Raw genomic sequence first — 15,137 nt, forward strand, 5'->3', positions numbered from 1 at the left:
TCACCGAGAGACACCAAGAAAAACCGAGAGAAGAGGAAGAAGAGACATGGCATTCCACATCAACCAGGGCAACCCGATCCCGCAGGTCCTGCAGCCCGGGGCGAACGCCTCGTTCGCGATCGAGGTGTACGTCGACGGCAACCCGGTCGGCCCCGGCGAGATCATCCAGGTGAAGCTGCCGGAGGGCCTGGTCTTCCCGCCCACCGGCGAGATCCGCTACATGAACCTCGACTCCGGCATCAACCGGCCGCTGCCCATCGAGAGCCGCGACCCCGACGGCCGGCTCGTGCGCTTCAAGGCCGAGGCGATCGGCAACAAGCCGGAGGGCTTCTACTCCGTGAACGTCCAGGCCCTGCCGAACGCCGCCCCGGGCGACCGCACCCTCCCGGACGGCCTCGCCATAGGCGCCACCGCCTCGAAGCTCAGCTTCCGCATCAGCGCGCCGCAGCCGGTGGAGCAGCGGGTGTACGGCACCGTCTCGGCTGCCGGCGGTGTCGTCTCGGGCACCGGCTTCACCTCGGTCCGGTCGGCGACCTCGACCTTCACGATCACGTTCGCCAAGGCCTTCACCTCCCCGCCGGCCGTCGTGGCCACGGCGGCGGTGGGCAGTGCGACGGCGATCGTCACGGTCGCGAGCATCGGCACGAACGCGGCCGTGATCTACACCGCGGACCCGGGCGGCACCTGGAAGCCCGTGCCGTTCTCCTTCATCGCCATGGGTCCCGCGGCGCCCAAGGCGTAACCGGGCCGGGAACCGCCCTCTGCCCCCTCCGGCCGAACAAGTAGCCGGTCCGCCGCAACCTGGGAGGGCCTGAAGGAGTCCTCTCCTCCAGTAGGCTTCCCGGCGTGCGCCCCGCGGCGCACGCCGGGAAGAGATCGTTAACGGGAGGAACCGGCGTTGCACATCCAGGAGTGGCTCGAAACGGTACCGGCGATCGCCGTCTACCTCTTGGTGGGCGGGGTCATCGGACTGGAGAGCCTGGGTATTCCGCTTCCCGGTGAGATCGTCCTCGTCAGCGCCACGCTGCTGGCCGCCACCCAGGACCACATCAACCCGTACGTTCTGGCGGCGTGTGCCATCACGGGCGCCATCGTCGGCGATTCCATCGGCTACATGATCGGCCGCAAGGGCGGCAAGCCGCTGCTGGAGTGGCTCGGCCGGAAGTTCCCCAAGCACTTCGGCCCGCACCACGTGGCCACCGCCGAGCGGTCCTTCCAGAAGTGGGGCATGTGGGCGGTCTTCGTCGGCCGCTTCATCGCCCTGCTGCGGATCTTCGCGGGCCCGCTCGCGGGCGTGCTGAAAATGCCGTACTGGAAGTTCCTGATCGCCAACGTGCTCGGCGGCATCGTCTGGGCCGGCGGCACCGTCGCCGTGATCTACTCCGTCGGCAAGGTGGCCGAGGAGTGGCTGAAGAAGTTCTCCTGGCTCGGTCTGGTCGCCGCCGTGCTCTTCGGTCTGGGCTCGTTCGTCGTGATGCGGATCAAGGCCAAGAAGGCCCAGGCCGCCCACGCCGCCGATCCCGCCGCCGCCCAGCCGGAGCCGGTCCGGGCCGCCGACTGACCGCCGAGTGACCTCGGGGCTCCCCGGAGCCCCGCCGAAGCCCCCGGGCCCTGCAGAGGGTCCGGGGGCTTTCTGCATCCGTCCGCGCTTTTCACGCCGTCCATGTTCCCGGTCCGTGGCCGGCGGTCGCTCAGCCCGCGTCCTGGCTGATGCTGAGGCGTACAAGATCCGCCAGCGTCGGTGCGGGGCGTTTGGCGCGGATGCGGCGGAGGTAGGTGCCGACGGTGTGGACGCTGATACCGAGTCGCCTGGCCGTCTGGTGGTAGGTGAGCCCCGCCCCGATGTGGGCCAGCACCTGCCGCTCGCGGGGCGACAGGCGCGGTGGTCCCGTCTGGACGCTGAGGCCGGGCATCGGTTCTCCATGGGGCAGGCGGAGCCGCGCGGCGTGGGTGGCCTGCGGCCGGCCGCGGGTGAAGTTCCTTTCCCCCGCGCGACGCTTTTGAATGGATCTAACCACGAACTCGGGTAAAAGCAAGCAAAAAATAGTGGCCAACCGGTCAATGGCCCCCTAATCGCAGGTAAGTCGACTGTCAAGTCCCCAACTTCCGTGGCTCCAGCCCCGCTTCGAAGCGGGCGAGTGTGAGAGCGTGCGCCGCCGACCGCGGCGTCGACGCAACCCGGAGCGAGCGGAGGGGGACCGCGCATGGGGCACTTCCGTCTGCTCGTCGTCGGAAACGGAATCTCGGCGTACGGCAGCTACTTGAACATGGTGGCGCTGAACGTCTTCATCTACCACGTCACCGGCAGCGCGCTCACCGCCGGCCTCTTCATGGCCGTCCGCCTGGTGACCAACGTGCTCTCGGGCTTCGTGGCCGGGCGTCTCGTCTCGACCTGCGACCGCAAGCGGCTCATGGTGGGCGCCGACCTCACCCAGGCCCTGGCCCTGATCGCCCTGCTGCTCGCGCCCGACGGGGCCCGGGTCGGGCTGCTCTTCGGCCTGGCGGTGATCACCGGGTTCTGCTCGACACTCTCCCAGGTCGCCCTGCGCAGCAGCGTGCCGGAGATCGTCGGTTCCGAACACCGGGCCCGCGCCAACGGCCTGCTCGTCACCGGCCGCTCGCTCGCCATGATCGCGGGCTTCGCCTCGTCCGGCCTGGTCGTGGCGCAGCTCGGCTACTCCGCGGCGTTCGCACTGGACGCCGCCACCTTCGTGATCTCCGCGACCGTCCTGTTCCTGCTGCCCGTACGGACCCGGGCGGCCGCTGCGGACCCGGCGGCGGAGGCGGGCGCGGAGCAGGAGGAGGCCGGCGGCGCCGCGAGCGGCTTCGCCCGGATGCTGCTGCGCACGGCGCCCCTGCTCGCGGTGATGATCGCCGTCCGGGCCGTCGACGGGCTGGGCTCCTCGTCCCACAACGTGGCCCTGCCCATCTACTCGGACAGCCTCGACCCCGGCCACCCGGCCACGTTCATCAGCCAGTTCTGGGCCACCTGGGCCATCGGCAACATCGTCGCGCAGCAGCTGTTCGGCCGGGTCACGAAGAAGACCGGCCGCACCCCGGGGGAGCGGGCGTTCGCGCTCGGGGCGTGCGTGATGTCGGCGGCGTTCATCGTGGTCTTCGCCGGTCTGCCCACCGTTCCGGCCATCATCGCCGCGCTGGTGGCCGGCATGGCCGACGGGTTCACGGAGATCGTGTACATCTCCCGGCTCCAGGCCGCCCCCGACGCCCAGCGCGGCCGGCTCTTCGGGCTGTCCGCCTCGGCCGAGAACACCGGCTTCGGCCTCGGCATGATCGTCAGCGCGGCCCTGCTGGAGTCGTTCTCGCCGCTGCAGGTGGTGGCCGCCTTCCACGGTCTGGCCATCGCCCTGTGCGTCGCCCTGCTCGTCCTGCTCCTCAGGCGCGGCGGCAAGCTCACGCGGGGGGAGGACGGGCCGGCCGGTGGTCGGGACGTCCGGGACGTGCCGGCGGGCGCAACGGCGGGGACATCGGCGGACGTCAGGGCGGACGTCGCGGCGGACGTCGCGAAGAACGCATCGACGGACGTCACGACGGACGTATCCACGGCGGAAGGCCGCAGCTCATGACATCCACGTACCAAGAAGGCACCGGTCAGGGCATCGCCGTCATCGGACTGGCCTTCCGGTTACCGGGCGCGGACACCCCCGAGGAGCTCTGGCGCGTCGTCCGCGACGGGACGGACTGCATCACCCGCTTCACCGACGAGGAGCTCGCCGCGGCCGGAGTGCCCGCCGAGCGCTACGAGGCACCCGACTTCGTCGGCGCCTCCGGGATCCTGGACGACCTCACCGGCTTCGACGCCCAGCACTTCGGGATGAGCGCCCGCGAGGCCCAGCTCACCGACCCGCAGCAACGCATGTTCCTGGAGTGCGCCCAGCACGCCCTGGAGAACGCGGGATACCCGGGAGAGCGCGACGGCACCCGGGTGGGCGTCTACGCCACCACGGGCTACCACCTCTACACGCTGGAGAACTACCTCCTCAACAACGTCCTGCCGAGCGTGCCCGCCGACAACTGGATGGCGGGCATGCAGATCGTGACGGGCAACGCCCCCGACTTCACCGCGACCCGCGCCGCCTACCGGCTCGGCTTGACCGGACCCGCCGTCAACGTCCAGACGGCCTGTTCCAGTTCGCTCGTGGCGGTGCAGACCGCCGCGCAGGCGCTGCTGGTGGAGGACTGCGACATCGCCCTCGCCGGCGCGGCGGCCGTCCACGTGCCGCAGGTGCTGGGCTACCAGTACGTCAAGGGCTCCATCCTCTCCAAGTCCGGCCGGCTGCGCGCCTTCGACGCGGGCGCGGACGGCACCGTCGGCGGCACCGGCGTCGCCGCCGTCGTCCTCAAGCGGCTCGACCGCGCGCTCGCCGACGGCGACACCGTCCACGGCGTCATCCGCGGCTGGGGCGTCGCCAACGACGGCGCGGACAAGAAGGCGTACACCGCCCCCAGTGCCGGTGGCCAGTGCGCCGCCATCCGCCGGGCCCTGGAGCGGGCGGGCGTCGGCGCGGACACCATCGGCTACCTGGAGACCCACGGCACGGGCACCCTCAAGGGCGACCCCATCGAGTTCGACGGCGCCGCGGCCGCCTACCGCCAGGACACCGCCCGGACCCACTACTGCGCCCTCGGCTCGACCAAGGCCAACATCGGCCACCTCGACGTGGCCTCCGGCCTGGCCGGCCTGATCAAGACGCTGCTCGTCCTCAAGCACGGCGTCGTCCCGCCGATGGCGAACTTCACCACCCCCAACCCGCTGCTCGCCCTGGACGGCAGCCCCTTCTACATCCCCGGCACGGCCACGCCGTGGCCGGAGGGGGACCACCCGCGCCGCGCGGGCCTGACCTCGCTCGGCATCGGCGGCACCAACGTCCACTTCATCCTGGAGCAGGCACCCGAGCCCGCGCCCCGCCCGGCCGCCGCCGCGGCCCCGCCGGACGTCCTCCTGGTCTCCGGCAGCAGCGAGGAGGCGCTGGCCGCCAACGCCCGCGCCTTCCGCGACGCGCTGCGGCAGCGGCCCGGGACCCGGCAGGCCGACCTCGTCACCACCGCCGCGCTCGGCCGCACCCACCGCCGCCACCGGCTCGCCGCCCGCGGCGCCGGCCCCGCCGCGCTCGCCGACGCCCTCGACGCCTGGCTCGCCGGGACGGGCACGGCGGCCGTGACGACCGGGACGGCGCCGCGCGAAGGCGCCGCCGGCGCCGCCTTCCTCTTCACCGGCCAGGCCAGCCCGTACCGGGGCATGGCCGCGGACCTGTACGAGCGCTTCCCCGCCGTACGCGACGTCCTCGACGCCTGCGAGCGCCACTACCGGGAACTCACGGGGGGCTCTCTGCTCGACGGATTGCTCGACGGGCTGCTCGGCGGACCGGGTTCCACGGGGGATGACTTCCCCTGGCCCACCGACACCGCCCAGCCCGCCCTGTTCGCCCTGCAGTGCGCCCTGACGAGGCTGTGGCGGGAGACCGGTGTCACCCCTGCCACCGTCACCGGGCACAGCGTCGGCGAGTACGCGGCCCTGCACGCCGCCGGGGCCCTCTCGCTGGAGGACGGCCTGCGGCTGACCGTCGAGCGCGGCCGGCTGATGCAGCGGCTCTGCGCCCCCGGCGCGATGGCGGCCGTACCGCTCACCCGCGACGCGGCCCTCGCCCTGGCGGCCGAAGTCCCCGGCGCCGAGCTGTCCGTGGCCAACGGCGAGCGCTCCCACGTGCTCGCCGGGCCCGTGGCCGCCGTGGAGCGGGTGTGCGCGCTGCTGGAAGCGCGCGGCACCCCGGGCGAACGCCTGCCGGTCGACCGCGCCTTCCACACCGCCCTCATGGATCCGATGCTGGAGGACTTCCGGGCGGTGCTCGGCACGGTCACCTTCCGGCCGACGGCGATCCCCTTCGTCAGCGGACTCGACGGCACCGTCCGCCCGCCCGGCTGGACCCCGGACACCGCCTACTTCCTGCGGCACACCCGGGAGCCCGTCCGCTTCGACGAGGCGCTGCGCACGATCGGCGGGACGGCGCCCGCAGCACTGGTCGAGATCGGCCCGCACACCACGCTCAGCGGCCTGGCGCGCCGGGCCCTGCCCGGAGTGCCCGCCCTGCCGTCGCTCCGCCGCGGCACCGGCCTCGGCACGCTGTGGGGCGCCGCGGCGGCCCTGCACTGCGCGGGCGCGGACCTGGACTGGCAGCCGCTGCTCACCGGCTGCGGCGGCCGCAGGATCCCGCTGCCGGGATACCGATTCCAGCACAAGGACTACTGGACAGGGCCGGAGTTGACGGCCGTACGTACCGGAACACCAGCGACAGATGGAGCCACAGTGGTACAGCACGAGGCAGCGGTCGAGCGGGTCGTCCGAAGCATCATCGAGTCCACCGCCCGGCATCTCAGCCACGACCCGGACGCCATCACCGGCGAGACCTCCTTCTTCGACCTCGGCGCCGACTCGCTGCAGATGATCAGCGTGCTGCGCGAACTGGAGCAGGAGCACCAGGTCAAGGTCTCGATGCGGGAGCTGTTCGAGGAGACCGGGACGCCGCGGCGGCTCGCGGAGCTCATCGCCGGCCGGATGCCGGGGCAGGCCCCCGTGGCGCCCGCTGCGGCGCAGGCCGCGCCGCCCGTGGCGCCGGTGCCGCCCGTGGCGCCCGTGCCGCCCGTGGCTCCTGTGGCGGAGCAGCCGGTCGCGCCGCAGCCCGCCGCCGGGCAGTGGCCCGCCGCACCCGCCCCCTTCGTCCCGCCGGCCCCTGTCGCTCCTGCGGCTCCAGCCGCCCCCGTGGCTCCTGCCTTCCCTGCGGCGCCTGCGCCCGAGCCCGTGGCCCCGTCCGCCGCAGCGCCCGAGTACGCCACGCGCCGGGAGCTGGAGGACCTCGCCCACAAGCTGCAGCAGATATCGCAGATACAGCTGCAGATGATGTCCCAGCTCTCCCAGCTGCTGTCCCTGCAGACCGCCGCCGCGACGGTCCGCCTCAACGGCAAGGTGGCCCAGTGACCGGCCTGGACGCCGCTTCCGCGGCCCTCGAACAGGACCTCGCCGCCATGAACGAGCTCTCGCGGCGCATCGCCGAGCAGATCGGCGGCGGGCCGGCGGGCAGTCCGCCGGACGGGACGCCGCCGGGCACGGAGAAACCGGCGGCCACGGACAGGCCGCCTGTCGCGGCAGCGCCGGGTGGCGCGGAGCATCCGGCGGCGCCGGGCGAGGCGCCCGGCACGGGAACGCCGGCGATCACGGGGAATCCGGTGGCCTCGGGCGAGCCGCCCGTCCCGGAGACACCGGCGACCGCGGGCGGGCCGGCGGCCTCGGGTGAGACAGCAGCCTCGGGCGAGCAGCCCGTCCCGGGTGGGGCGGCGGCCGCGGAGCAGGCCGCCGCACCGCGGCGCGTCCACGGCCCCCGGGTGACCGTCTCGCGCGCCTCCGGCATGGTCCAGGGTGGTGCCCCGCGCTCCCAACAGGACCACCTCGACGACCTCGTGCGCCGCTACACCGCCAAGACGCCGACCTCCAAGCAGATCGCCCAGCGCTACCGCCGGGTCCTCGCCGACAGCCGCGCCGTCGTGGGCTTCCGCAGCGGTACGAAGGAGATGCTCTACCCCATCGCGGGCCGCCGGGCGAGCGGTTCCCGCCTGCAGGACGTCGACGGCAACGAGTACGTCGACATCACCATGGGCTTCGGCGTGCTGCTCTTCGGGCATGAGCCGGCCTTCGTCAGCGAGGCGGTGCGCGAGCACCTCACCCGCGGCATCCAGCTCGGTCCCCGCAACGTCGAGACCGGCGAAGCCGCCGAGCTGCTGGCCGGGATGACGGGCATGGAGCGCGTGGCGTTCGCCAACTCCGGTACGGAGGCGAACTCCGCGGCGATCCGCCTCGCCCGCTCCGCCACCGGTCGCAACAAGATCGTCACCTTCCTCGGCGCGTACCACGGCCACGCCGACACCGTCCTCGGCCGCTCCTCGGGCGGCCCGGAAGCCCGGGTCACCGTGCCCGTCTCCCGCGGCATCCCGGACAGCGCCGTCTCGGACCTGATCGTCCTGGAATACGGCAGCGACGCCTCCCTGGAGGCCATCGCGCAGCAGGCCGGGGACATCGCCGCGGTCATCATCGAGCCCGTGCAGAGCCGGCACCCCGAGCTGCAGCCCGTCGAGTTCGTACGGAAGCTGCGCGAGCTGACCGCCCGCCTCGGCATCGTCCTCATGTTCGACGAGATGCTGACCGGCTTCCGCCCCGCGCTGCGCGGCGCCCAGGAGCTGTACGGCGTCACGCCCGACCTCGCCACCTACGGCAAGCTGCTCGGCGGCGGCTTCCCCATCGGAGCCATCGCCGGCCGCGCCGACATCATGGACGGCGTCGACGGCGGCTACTGGTCCTACGGCGACAACAGCTACCCGCCCGCGGACACCACGTTCTTCGGCGGCACGTACATCCAGCACCCGGTGTCGATGGTCGCCGCGCGCGCCGTCCTCACGCACCTCAAGGAGCACAGCCCGCTGCTGCAGGAGCGGCTCAACGCCCGCACCGGCGAGATGGCCGCGGGGCTCAACGCCTTCTTCGAGGCGGAGGAGTTCCCGCTGCGGATGAGCCACTTCGGCTCGCAGTTCCGCTTCGACCACCGTGCGGACATGGAGCTCCTGTACCAGCACATGATGCTGCGCGGCGTGCACGTGTGGGAGTGGCGGAACTTCTTCCTCTCCACCGCGCACTCGGACGGCGATCTGGAATTCATCGCGGACGCGGTGAAGGGTTCCCTGCGGGAGCTTCGGGGGGCGGGGTTCTTTCCGGGCACCGCCCGCGTTGCGGCACCGAAGGCGCCTGCGGCGGGCGGGGCGTCCTTGGCGGACCTGGTCACCGTAGCCGCGAGGTCCCCGGAACCGGCGTCCCCGCCCCGGGGCTCCGCCCCGGACCCCGGTCCTCAGTCGCCGGACGGGCTTAAAAAAGAAGGGGCTTCCGGTCCGCTGGAGCCGAGTGGGCCCGGCGAGGGGCAGGTTTCCGGCCTGCAGGCGGCGGGCGAGCCCGGCCGGGAGCGGGCTTCCGGCCCGTCTCCTGCGGGCCGGCCCGCCACGGGGCAGGTCCCCGGCCCTGAGGGGCTGGGCGGGCCCGGCCAGGAGCGGGCCTCCAGCCCGCACGAGGCGGGCGGGCCCGGCACGCAGGCGGGCTCCGACGGCGACGGGCCCCGCGGGCCCGGGCGCCGCGTCGCCGCCATGGCCTGGAACGCGGCCGCGGCCGTCGCACCGGCGGTGCCGCAGGGAACCCCTGTACCGGCGGTGCCGCAGGGAACCCCCGTACCGGCTGCGCCGCAGGCAACCCCCGCCCCGGCCGCCCCGCAGGCAAGCCCCCGTACCCCGGACTTCAGCGTCTACTTCTTCGGTGACTACCCGCAGGACGCCGGCGCCGGTGCCGACGCCGCGCCCCGCGTGGGCAAGTACGAGCTGCTCCTGGAGACCGCGCGGTTCGCGGACCGGAACGGGTTCCACGCGCTGTGGATGCCCGAGCGGCACTTCCACTCCTTCGGCGGGCTCTTTCCCAACCCCGCCGTGCTCGCCGCCGCCCTGTCCCGGGAGACCTCGCGCATCCGGCTCAACGCCGGGTCCGTCGTCCTGCCGATCCACGACCCGATCCGGGTCGCGGAGGAGTGGTCGATGGTGGACAACCTATCCGGGGGCCGCGTCGGCATCGGCATCGCCAGCGGCTGGCACGCCAACGACTTCGTCTTCTTCCCCGAGCGCTTCGGCCGGCACAAGCAGGCGATGTACGAGCAGCTGGAGCAGGTGCGGCGGTTCTGGCGGGGCGAGGCGCTGCACCGGGCCACCGGTGACGGCGAGGCCGACGTGCGGCTCTTCCCGCGGCCCGTCCAGGACGCCCCGCCCATGTACACCGCTGTGGTCGGCAACCCGGCCTCGTTCGAGCTGGCGGCCCGCCACGACCTCGGCGTCGTCACCAACCTGATGACGCAGAGCGTCGAACAGCTCGCGGAGAACGTCGCGCTGTACCGCCGCACCCGCGAGCAGCACGGGCTGGACCCGGCCGCCGGGCGCGTGGCCGTCCTGATGCACACCTACCTCGCCGGCCGTCACGACGTCGCGCGGGCCGAGGCGTACGAACCCCTGTCGCGCTACATGCGGGCGTCCCTGTCGCTGTTCGGCGGTGTCACCAACAGCCTCGGGCACAACGTGGACCTCTCCTCGCTCAGCGAGGACGACCTGGACGTGGTGTTCCGCCGCGCGTACGACCGTTACTGCGATCAGCGGGCGCTGATCGGCACGGTCGACAGCGTCTCGCCCGTGGTGCACACGGTGACCGCGGCCGGCGCCGACGAGATCGTCTCGCTCGTGGACTTCGGCGTCGCGCCGGACGAGCTGCGCGCGAGCCTCACCCACATCGACGCGCTGCGCCGCCGCCACCGCGAGGCCCCGGCCGGGGCCGGGACGAAGGCCGAGGCCGGGGCGCCGGCCCCGGCGCTCGTTCCCGCCGCACTCCTCACCCCCGCGCCCGCCTCCGCTCCCGCGCCCACCCCCGCTCCTGCCCCCGCCCCCGCGGACGCCCCGCTCTCGCCGGGCCAGCAGCGGATCTGGTTCCTGGAGCGCATGCTGCCGGGCCGCACCGCCTACAACGAGACCAAGGCGATCCGCCTCGACGGCCCGCTCGACGTGGCGGCCCTGCGCGCTGCGCTGCGCGGCCTGGTGGCGCGCCACGAAGGCCTGCGCACCGTCTTCCGGGAGATCGGCAACGAGCCGCGCCAGGTCGTACGGGCCCCCGCCGAGCCCGACTTCGCCGTCATCGACGGCACGGGGCGGGGCGAGGCCGCGGTGCAGGAGGTCCTGGCGGCCGAGAGCGCCCGCCGCTTCGACCTCGCGGAGGGGCCCCTGTTCGTCACGCGGCTGGTGAGGCTCGCCGACGACGCGCACGTCCTCGTGCTGTCCCTCCACCACATCGTGGTCGACGCGGCCTCCGCGACCGTCCTGACCCGGGACCTGTCCGCCCTCTACCGGGCCTGGCGCGACGGCACCGAGCTCGGCCTGCCCGAGCTGACGTGGAGCTACGCCGAGCACGCCCGCGAGCAGGCCGCCGCCCTGGAGGGGCCGGAGGCCGCCGCGGACCTGGCCTACTGGCGCGAGACGCTCGGCGGCGACCTGCCCGCCCTGAACCTGCCCACCGACCGGCCGCGCCCGGCGGTGATGACCTCCAACGGCCGGGCCGTCTTCCGCACCCTGGACCCGGAGCTCTCCACGCGGCTGCGGGAGCTGAGCCGGGCCCGCCGCGGCACCCTGTTCATGACCCTGCTCGCGGGCTACGCGGCCATGCTGCACCGGGTCACCGGGCAGGACGACATCGTCATCGGCACCCCGATCTCGGACCGCCCGCAGCGCGCCGAGGAGCTGCTCGGGTTCTTCGTCAACACCCTGGCCCTGCGCTTCGACCTCTCCGGCGACCCGTCCTTCGCGGCGCTCCTGGACCGGGTGCGCGGCCGCGCCCTCGACGCGTACGACCACGCGGGCGTGCCCTTCGAGGCCGTGGTGCGCGAGCTCGCGCCGCCGCGCGTCCTGGACCGCACCCCCGTCTTCCAGGTCCTCGCCGAGTTCCAGAGCAGCGAGCCCTTCCGCTTCGAGCTGCCCGGGGTGCGGGCCACGCCGCTGGACGCGGGCCCGGACAAGGCCCTGACGGACTTCACCGTCTACTTCACGGACCAGCCGCAGGGCATCCGCTGCCACCTGGAGTACAACACCGACCTGTTCGACCCGGATACCGTCGACCGGTTCTTCGGCACCTTCCGGGACCTGCTCGCGGCCGCCGTCGAGGCGCCGGAGGCCCCGCTGTCCCGCCTCGCCGCGACGGCCGCCCCCGGCGACCCCGTACCGGCCGCCTGGCAGAACGGCCCGGTGCGGCCCGCGGCGGCCGGCACCGTCCACGACCTGGTCGCCCGGCAGGCCGCGACGGCGCCCGGCGCCACCGCCGTGATCGACGGCGACACCGTGCTGACCTACCGTCAGCTGGAGGAGCGGGCCGAGAGGCTTGCCGGCGTGCTGCGGGAGCGGGGTGGTGACGGAGCCCCCGTCGCCCTGTGGCTGCCGCGCTCCGCCGAGCTCGTCGTCGCCATGCTCGCGGCGCTCAAGTCCGGCCGCGCGTACGTGCCCCTGGACCCCGCACTCGGCCGCTACCGTGCCGAGACGGTGCTCGCCGAGTCCGGCGCCCGCACCCTGGTGTCCACGCACGACCAGGCCGCGGACCTCCGCCTTCCGGTCGGCGTCACCGTCGTCACCCCCGACGACGCCCCGGCCGGCACCGCAGTCGGCACGGCACCTGTGGCGCCCGCCACGGACGGCGAGTCCCTCTGCTACGTCATCTACACGTCGGGCAGCACCGGCACGCCCAAGGGCGTCGCCGTGCCGCACGGCGCCGTCACCGACCTGTGCGCGTGGCAGCACCGCCGCTTCGGCTTCACCGCCGCCGACCGCAGCGCCGTCGTCTGCAGCCAGAGCTTCGACGCCTCCGTCATGGAGATCTGGCCGGCGCTGACCGCGGGGGCCTCGGTCACCGTCGCCGGCGACGCCGTCCGCAAGGACCCGCTCGCGCTCGCCCGCTGGTACGCCGCCCAGGGCGTCACCTTCACCATCCTGCCGACGGCCCTCGGCGAGACCGTGTTGCAGGTCGCGCCGGACGACCAGCCGCCGCTGCGCCACCTGCTCCTGGGCGGTGACGTGCTGCGCACCCGGCCGCGCCCCGGCACGCCGTACGAGGTCGTCAACGTCTACGGGCCCACCGAGGTCACCGTGCTGTGCACCGTCGAGACGGTCGACCCCGGCCCGCAGTCCGGCGGCGCGGGCGAGGAGATCGCGATCGGCCGCCCCGTCGACAACGTGCGCCTGCGCGTCCTGGACGAGTCCGGCGCGCCGGTCCCGGTCGGCGCGGTGGGGGAGCTGTACGTCGGCGGCCCGGGCGTGGCCCGCGGCTACCTGCACCGCCCCGAGGCCTCCGCGGGACGCTTCCTGCCCGACCCCGACAGCGGCCCCGACGGCGGCCCGGACGCCCGGCTCTACCGCACGGGCGACCTCGTGCGCTGGACCGCCGACGGCAGGCTGCAGTTCCGCGGCCGCACCGACGACCAGGTGAAGATCCGCGGCTACCGCGTCGAGCCGGAGGAGGTCTCCCGCGCGCTCAACGCCCTGGACGGAGTGCGCGAGGCCGTCGTCCTGGCGCGCCGCAACGGCCGGGGCGAGGCGTACCTCGCCGCCTTCGCCGTACCCGCCGACCCGGTCGGGGACGGCGCCGACGACCGGCAGGCGTTCGCCGACCTCATGGCCGACGCCCTGGCCGAGCGCCTGCCCGAGTACCTCGTGCCGCGCGCCTGGACTGTCCTGGCCGCGCTGCCGGTGACGGCGGCGGGCAAGCTGGACCGCGCGGGCCTGCCGGCACCCGACCTCGTCACTGCGGCCCCCGCCGTATCGGCCGCACCTGTCGTACACGCCGGTGCCGGTACCGGGGACGCAGCCCCCGCGCCCCGGAACGACGTCGAGCGACGGCTGCGCGCCCTGTGGGCCGCGGAGTTCGGCACCGACGCGGGCGGCATCGCCCCCGACGCCTCGTTCTTCGACCTCGGAGGCCACTCCATCACCGCGATCCGGCTGGTCAACCGGGCCCGCGAGGAGTTCGGCACCGAGTACCCGATGGTGCGCTTCTACGAGGAGCCGACCCTGCGGGCCATGGCAGCCTTCCTGGCCGGATCGCCGTCGCAGGAGAACGGGGCGGAGACGGAGGGCGTGGTCTTCGGTGACGCCGTGGAGCACCGGGCCCCCGCCACCGAGCAGCAGATCCGCTTCGTCACGGGCCAGCTCGGCCACCCCCTCCCGCAGGTGTTCAACGTCGCCATGCGCCTGACCCTCACCGGCGACCTGGACGTGTCCGCGCTGCGTACCGCCCTGACCCGGCTCGTCGCACGGCACGAGGGCCTGCGCACCCGCATCGTCGCGGCGGGCGACGACGACTGGCAGCAGGAGATGCTGCCCGCCGGGCCCGTCGACCTGCCCGTCGAGGACCTGAGCGGGCTGCCCGCGGGGGAGCGCGACGCGGGCCTGGAGCGGATCGCCGCAGAGGCCGCCGAGGAGCCGTTCGACCTCGCCACCGGAGCGGGACCGCGGCTGCGCCTGCTGAGGGCCGGCGAGCGGACCTGGGTGCTGCTGTTCGTCCTGCACCACGCCGTGTGCGACGGGTGGGCCGTCAGCCTGCTGCTGAAGGAGCTGGCCGCGCTCTACGGCGCCGCCGCGAAGGGCCTGCCCGACGGGCTGGAGCCCGAGCCGCTGCAGCCGGGCGTGTACGCGCGCTGGCAGCGCGAGCACGCCGACCCGGCCGCCGACGAGCGCAAGCTGAAGTTCTGGCGGCGGGAGCTGGACGGCGTGCCGTTCGGCATCGACCTCCCGCTGGACCGGCCGCGACCGGAGAAGGCGAGCGGGCGGGGCGGCGCCGTGATGTTCACGGTGCCCGCCGACGTGCGCGCGGACGTGGAGCGCCTGGCGCGCAGCCGTGGCACCACGCCCTTCGCGGTCACCGTGGCGGCGCTGGGCCGGCTGATGGCCCGCAAGTCCGGCCAGTCCGACGTCGTGTTCAGCATCTCCTACGCCAACCGGGAGCGGCGCGAGTTCGAGTCGCTCATGGCCTGTACGACGTCCGGGTTCGCGCTGCGGGTGCGCGACGGCGAGGCGGCGTCGTTCGCGGCGCTGACGGACCGGGTCGCCCGTACGTCCGTGGAGTGCATCGACGAGCTCCTGCCGCCGCGGCGCCTCGCGCCCCTGATGCAGCGGGAGGGCGTGGACATGCCGGACCGGCTCGCGGTGGGCTTCGCGTACCAGAGCTCGCTGGAGACCGACATCGAGATGCCGGGGCTGACCGTGGCCGTCGAGGACCTCGCGCCCGCGGCCTCCCGGGCGGAGTTCACCCTCGGCCTCGTCCCGGCGGGCGACGTGCTCGCGGGGATGGTCGAGTACTCCTCCGACCTGTGGGACCGGGAGACCGTCGAAGGCTGGACGCGCGACTACGTCGAGCTGCTGCGCGAGGAGGTCCGGGCGGCCCTCGAAGGGTGATCCGTCCGGCCGGCCGGTGGGGTGAAGATCACAGGTCACCCCGGCGGCCGGCCGACACCCGGCCGACTACC

The 15,137-nt window shown here is 74.0% G+C and carries 6 protein-coding genes; 5 read left to right on the forward strand and 1 reads right to left on the reverse strand.

Going from position 1 to position 15,137, the window contains the following annotated elements; translation table 11 throughout:
* Positions 1 to 46 precede the first annotated feature (46 nt).
* Both AS857_RS02220 and AS857_RS02225 read left to right on the forward strand, forming a co-directional pair.
* The gene (locus AS857_RS02220; RefSeq protein WP_058041394.1) at positions 47 to 742 is read left to right on the forward strand and encodes a hypothetical protein; all 696 of its coding nucleotides are present in this window, start codon (positions 47 to 49) and stop codon (positions 740 to 742) included.
* Between the two features lie 156 nt (positions 743 to 898).
* The gene (locus AS857_RS02225; protein WP_058041395.1) at positions 899 to 1,561 is read left to right on the forward strand and encodes a DedA family protein; all 663 of its coding nucleotides are present in this window, start codon (positions 899 to 901) and stop codon (positions 1,559 to 1,561) included.
* Positions 1,562 to 1,691: 130 nt separating this feature from the next.
* Here the strand turns inward: AS857_RS02225 and AS857_RS02230 are convergent, their stop codons facing one another.
* Positions 1,692 to 1,913, reverse strand: coding sequence for a response regulator transcription factor (locus AS857_RS02230; RefSeq protein WP_058041396.1), 222 nt, complete (start codon positions 1,911 to 1,913; stop codon positions 1,692 to 1,694).
* A gap of 291 nt (positions 1,914 to 2,204) precedes the next feature.
* Here AS857_RS02230 and AS857_RS02235 point away from each other — a divergent pair, with 291 nt between their 5' ends.
* The 3 genes from AS857_RS02235 to AS857_RS02245 are packed head-to-tail and all read left to right on the forward strand — an operon-like array spanning position 2,205 to position 15,066.
* Positions 2,205 to 3,584, forward strand: a complete 1,380-nt coding sequence (locus tag AS857_RS02235) for an MFS transporter (RefSeq protein ID WP_079110002.1) — start codon at positions 2,205 to 2,207, stop codon at positions 3,582 to 3,584.
* Positions 3,581 to 6,991: a type I polyketide synthase gene (locus tag AS857_RS02240; RefSeq protein ID WP_058041397.1), complete on the forward strand. Its 3,411-nt coding sequence runs from the start codon at positions 3,581 to 3,583 to the stop codon at positions 6,989 to 6,991. The genes AS857_RS02235 and AS857_RS02240 overlap by 4 nt, the downstream gene beginning before the upstream one ends.
* A complete protein-coding gene (locus tag AS857_RS02245; protein WP_058041398.1) occupies positions 6,988 to 15,066 on the forward strand; it encodes a non-ribosomal peptide synthetase in 8,079 nt (2,692 codons plus the stop codon). Before AS857_RS02240 ends, AS857_RS02245 begins: the two co-directional genes overlap by 4 nt.
* Positions 15,067 to 15,137: the final 71 nt, after the last annotated feature.

The sequence above is a fragment of the Streptomyces roseifaciens genome, assembly GCF_001445655.1.
Taxonomy (GTDB): Bacteria; Actinomycetota; Actinomycetes; order Streptomycetales; family Streptomycetaceae; genus Streptomyces; species Streptomyces aureoversilis.

Coding starts and splice junctions, on each gene's coding strand:
- AS857_RS02230 (WP_058041396.1), bottom strand. CDS start 1,913: ATGCCCGGCCTCAGCGTCCAGACGGGACCACCGCGCCTGTCGCCCCGC.
- AS857_RS02240 (WP_058041397.1), top strand. CDS start 3,581: ATGACATCCACGTACCAAGAAGGCACCGGTCAGGGCATCGCCGTCATC.
- AS857_RS02220 (WP_058041394.1), top strand. CDS start 47: ATGGCATTCCACATCAACCAGGGCAACCCGATCCCGCAGGTCCTGCAG.
- AS857_RS02235 (WP_079110002.1), top strand. CDS start 2,205: ATGGGGCACTTCCGTCTGCTCGTCGTCGGAAACGGAATCTCGGCGTAC.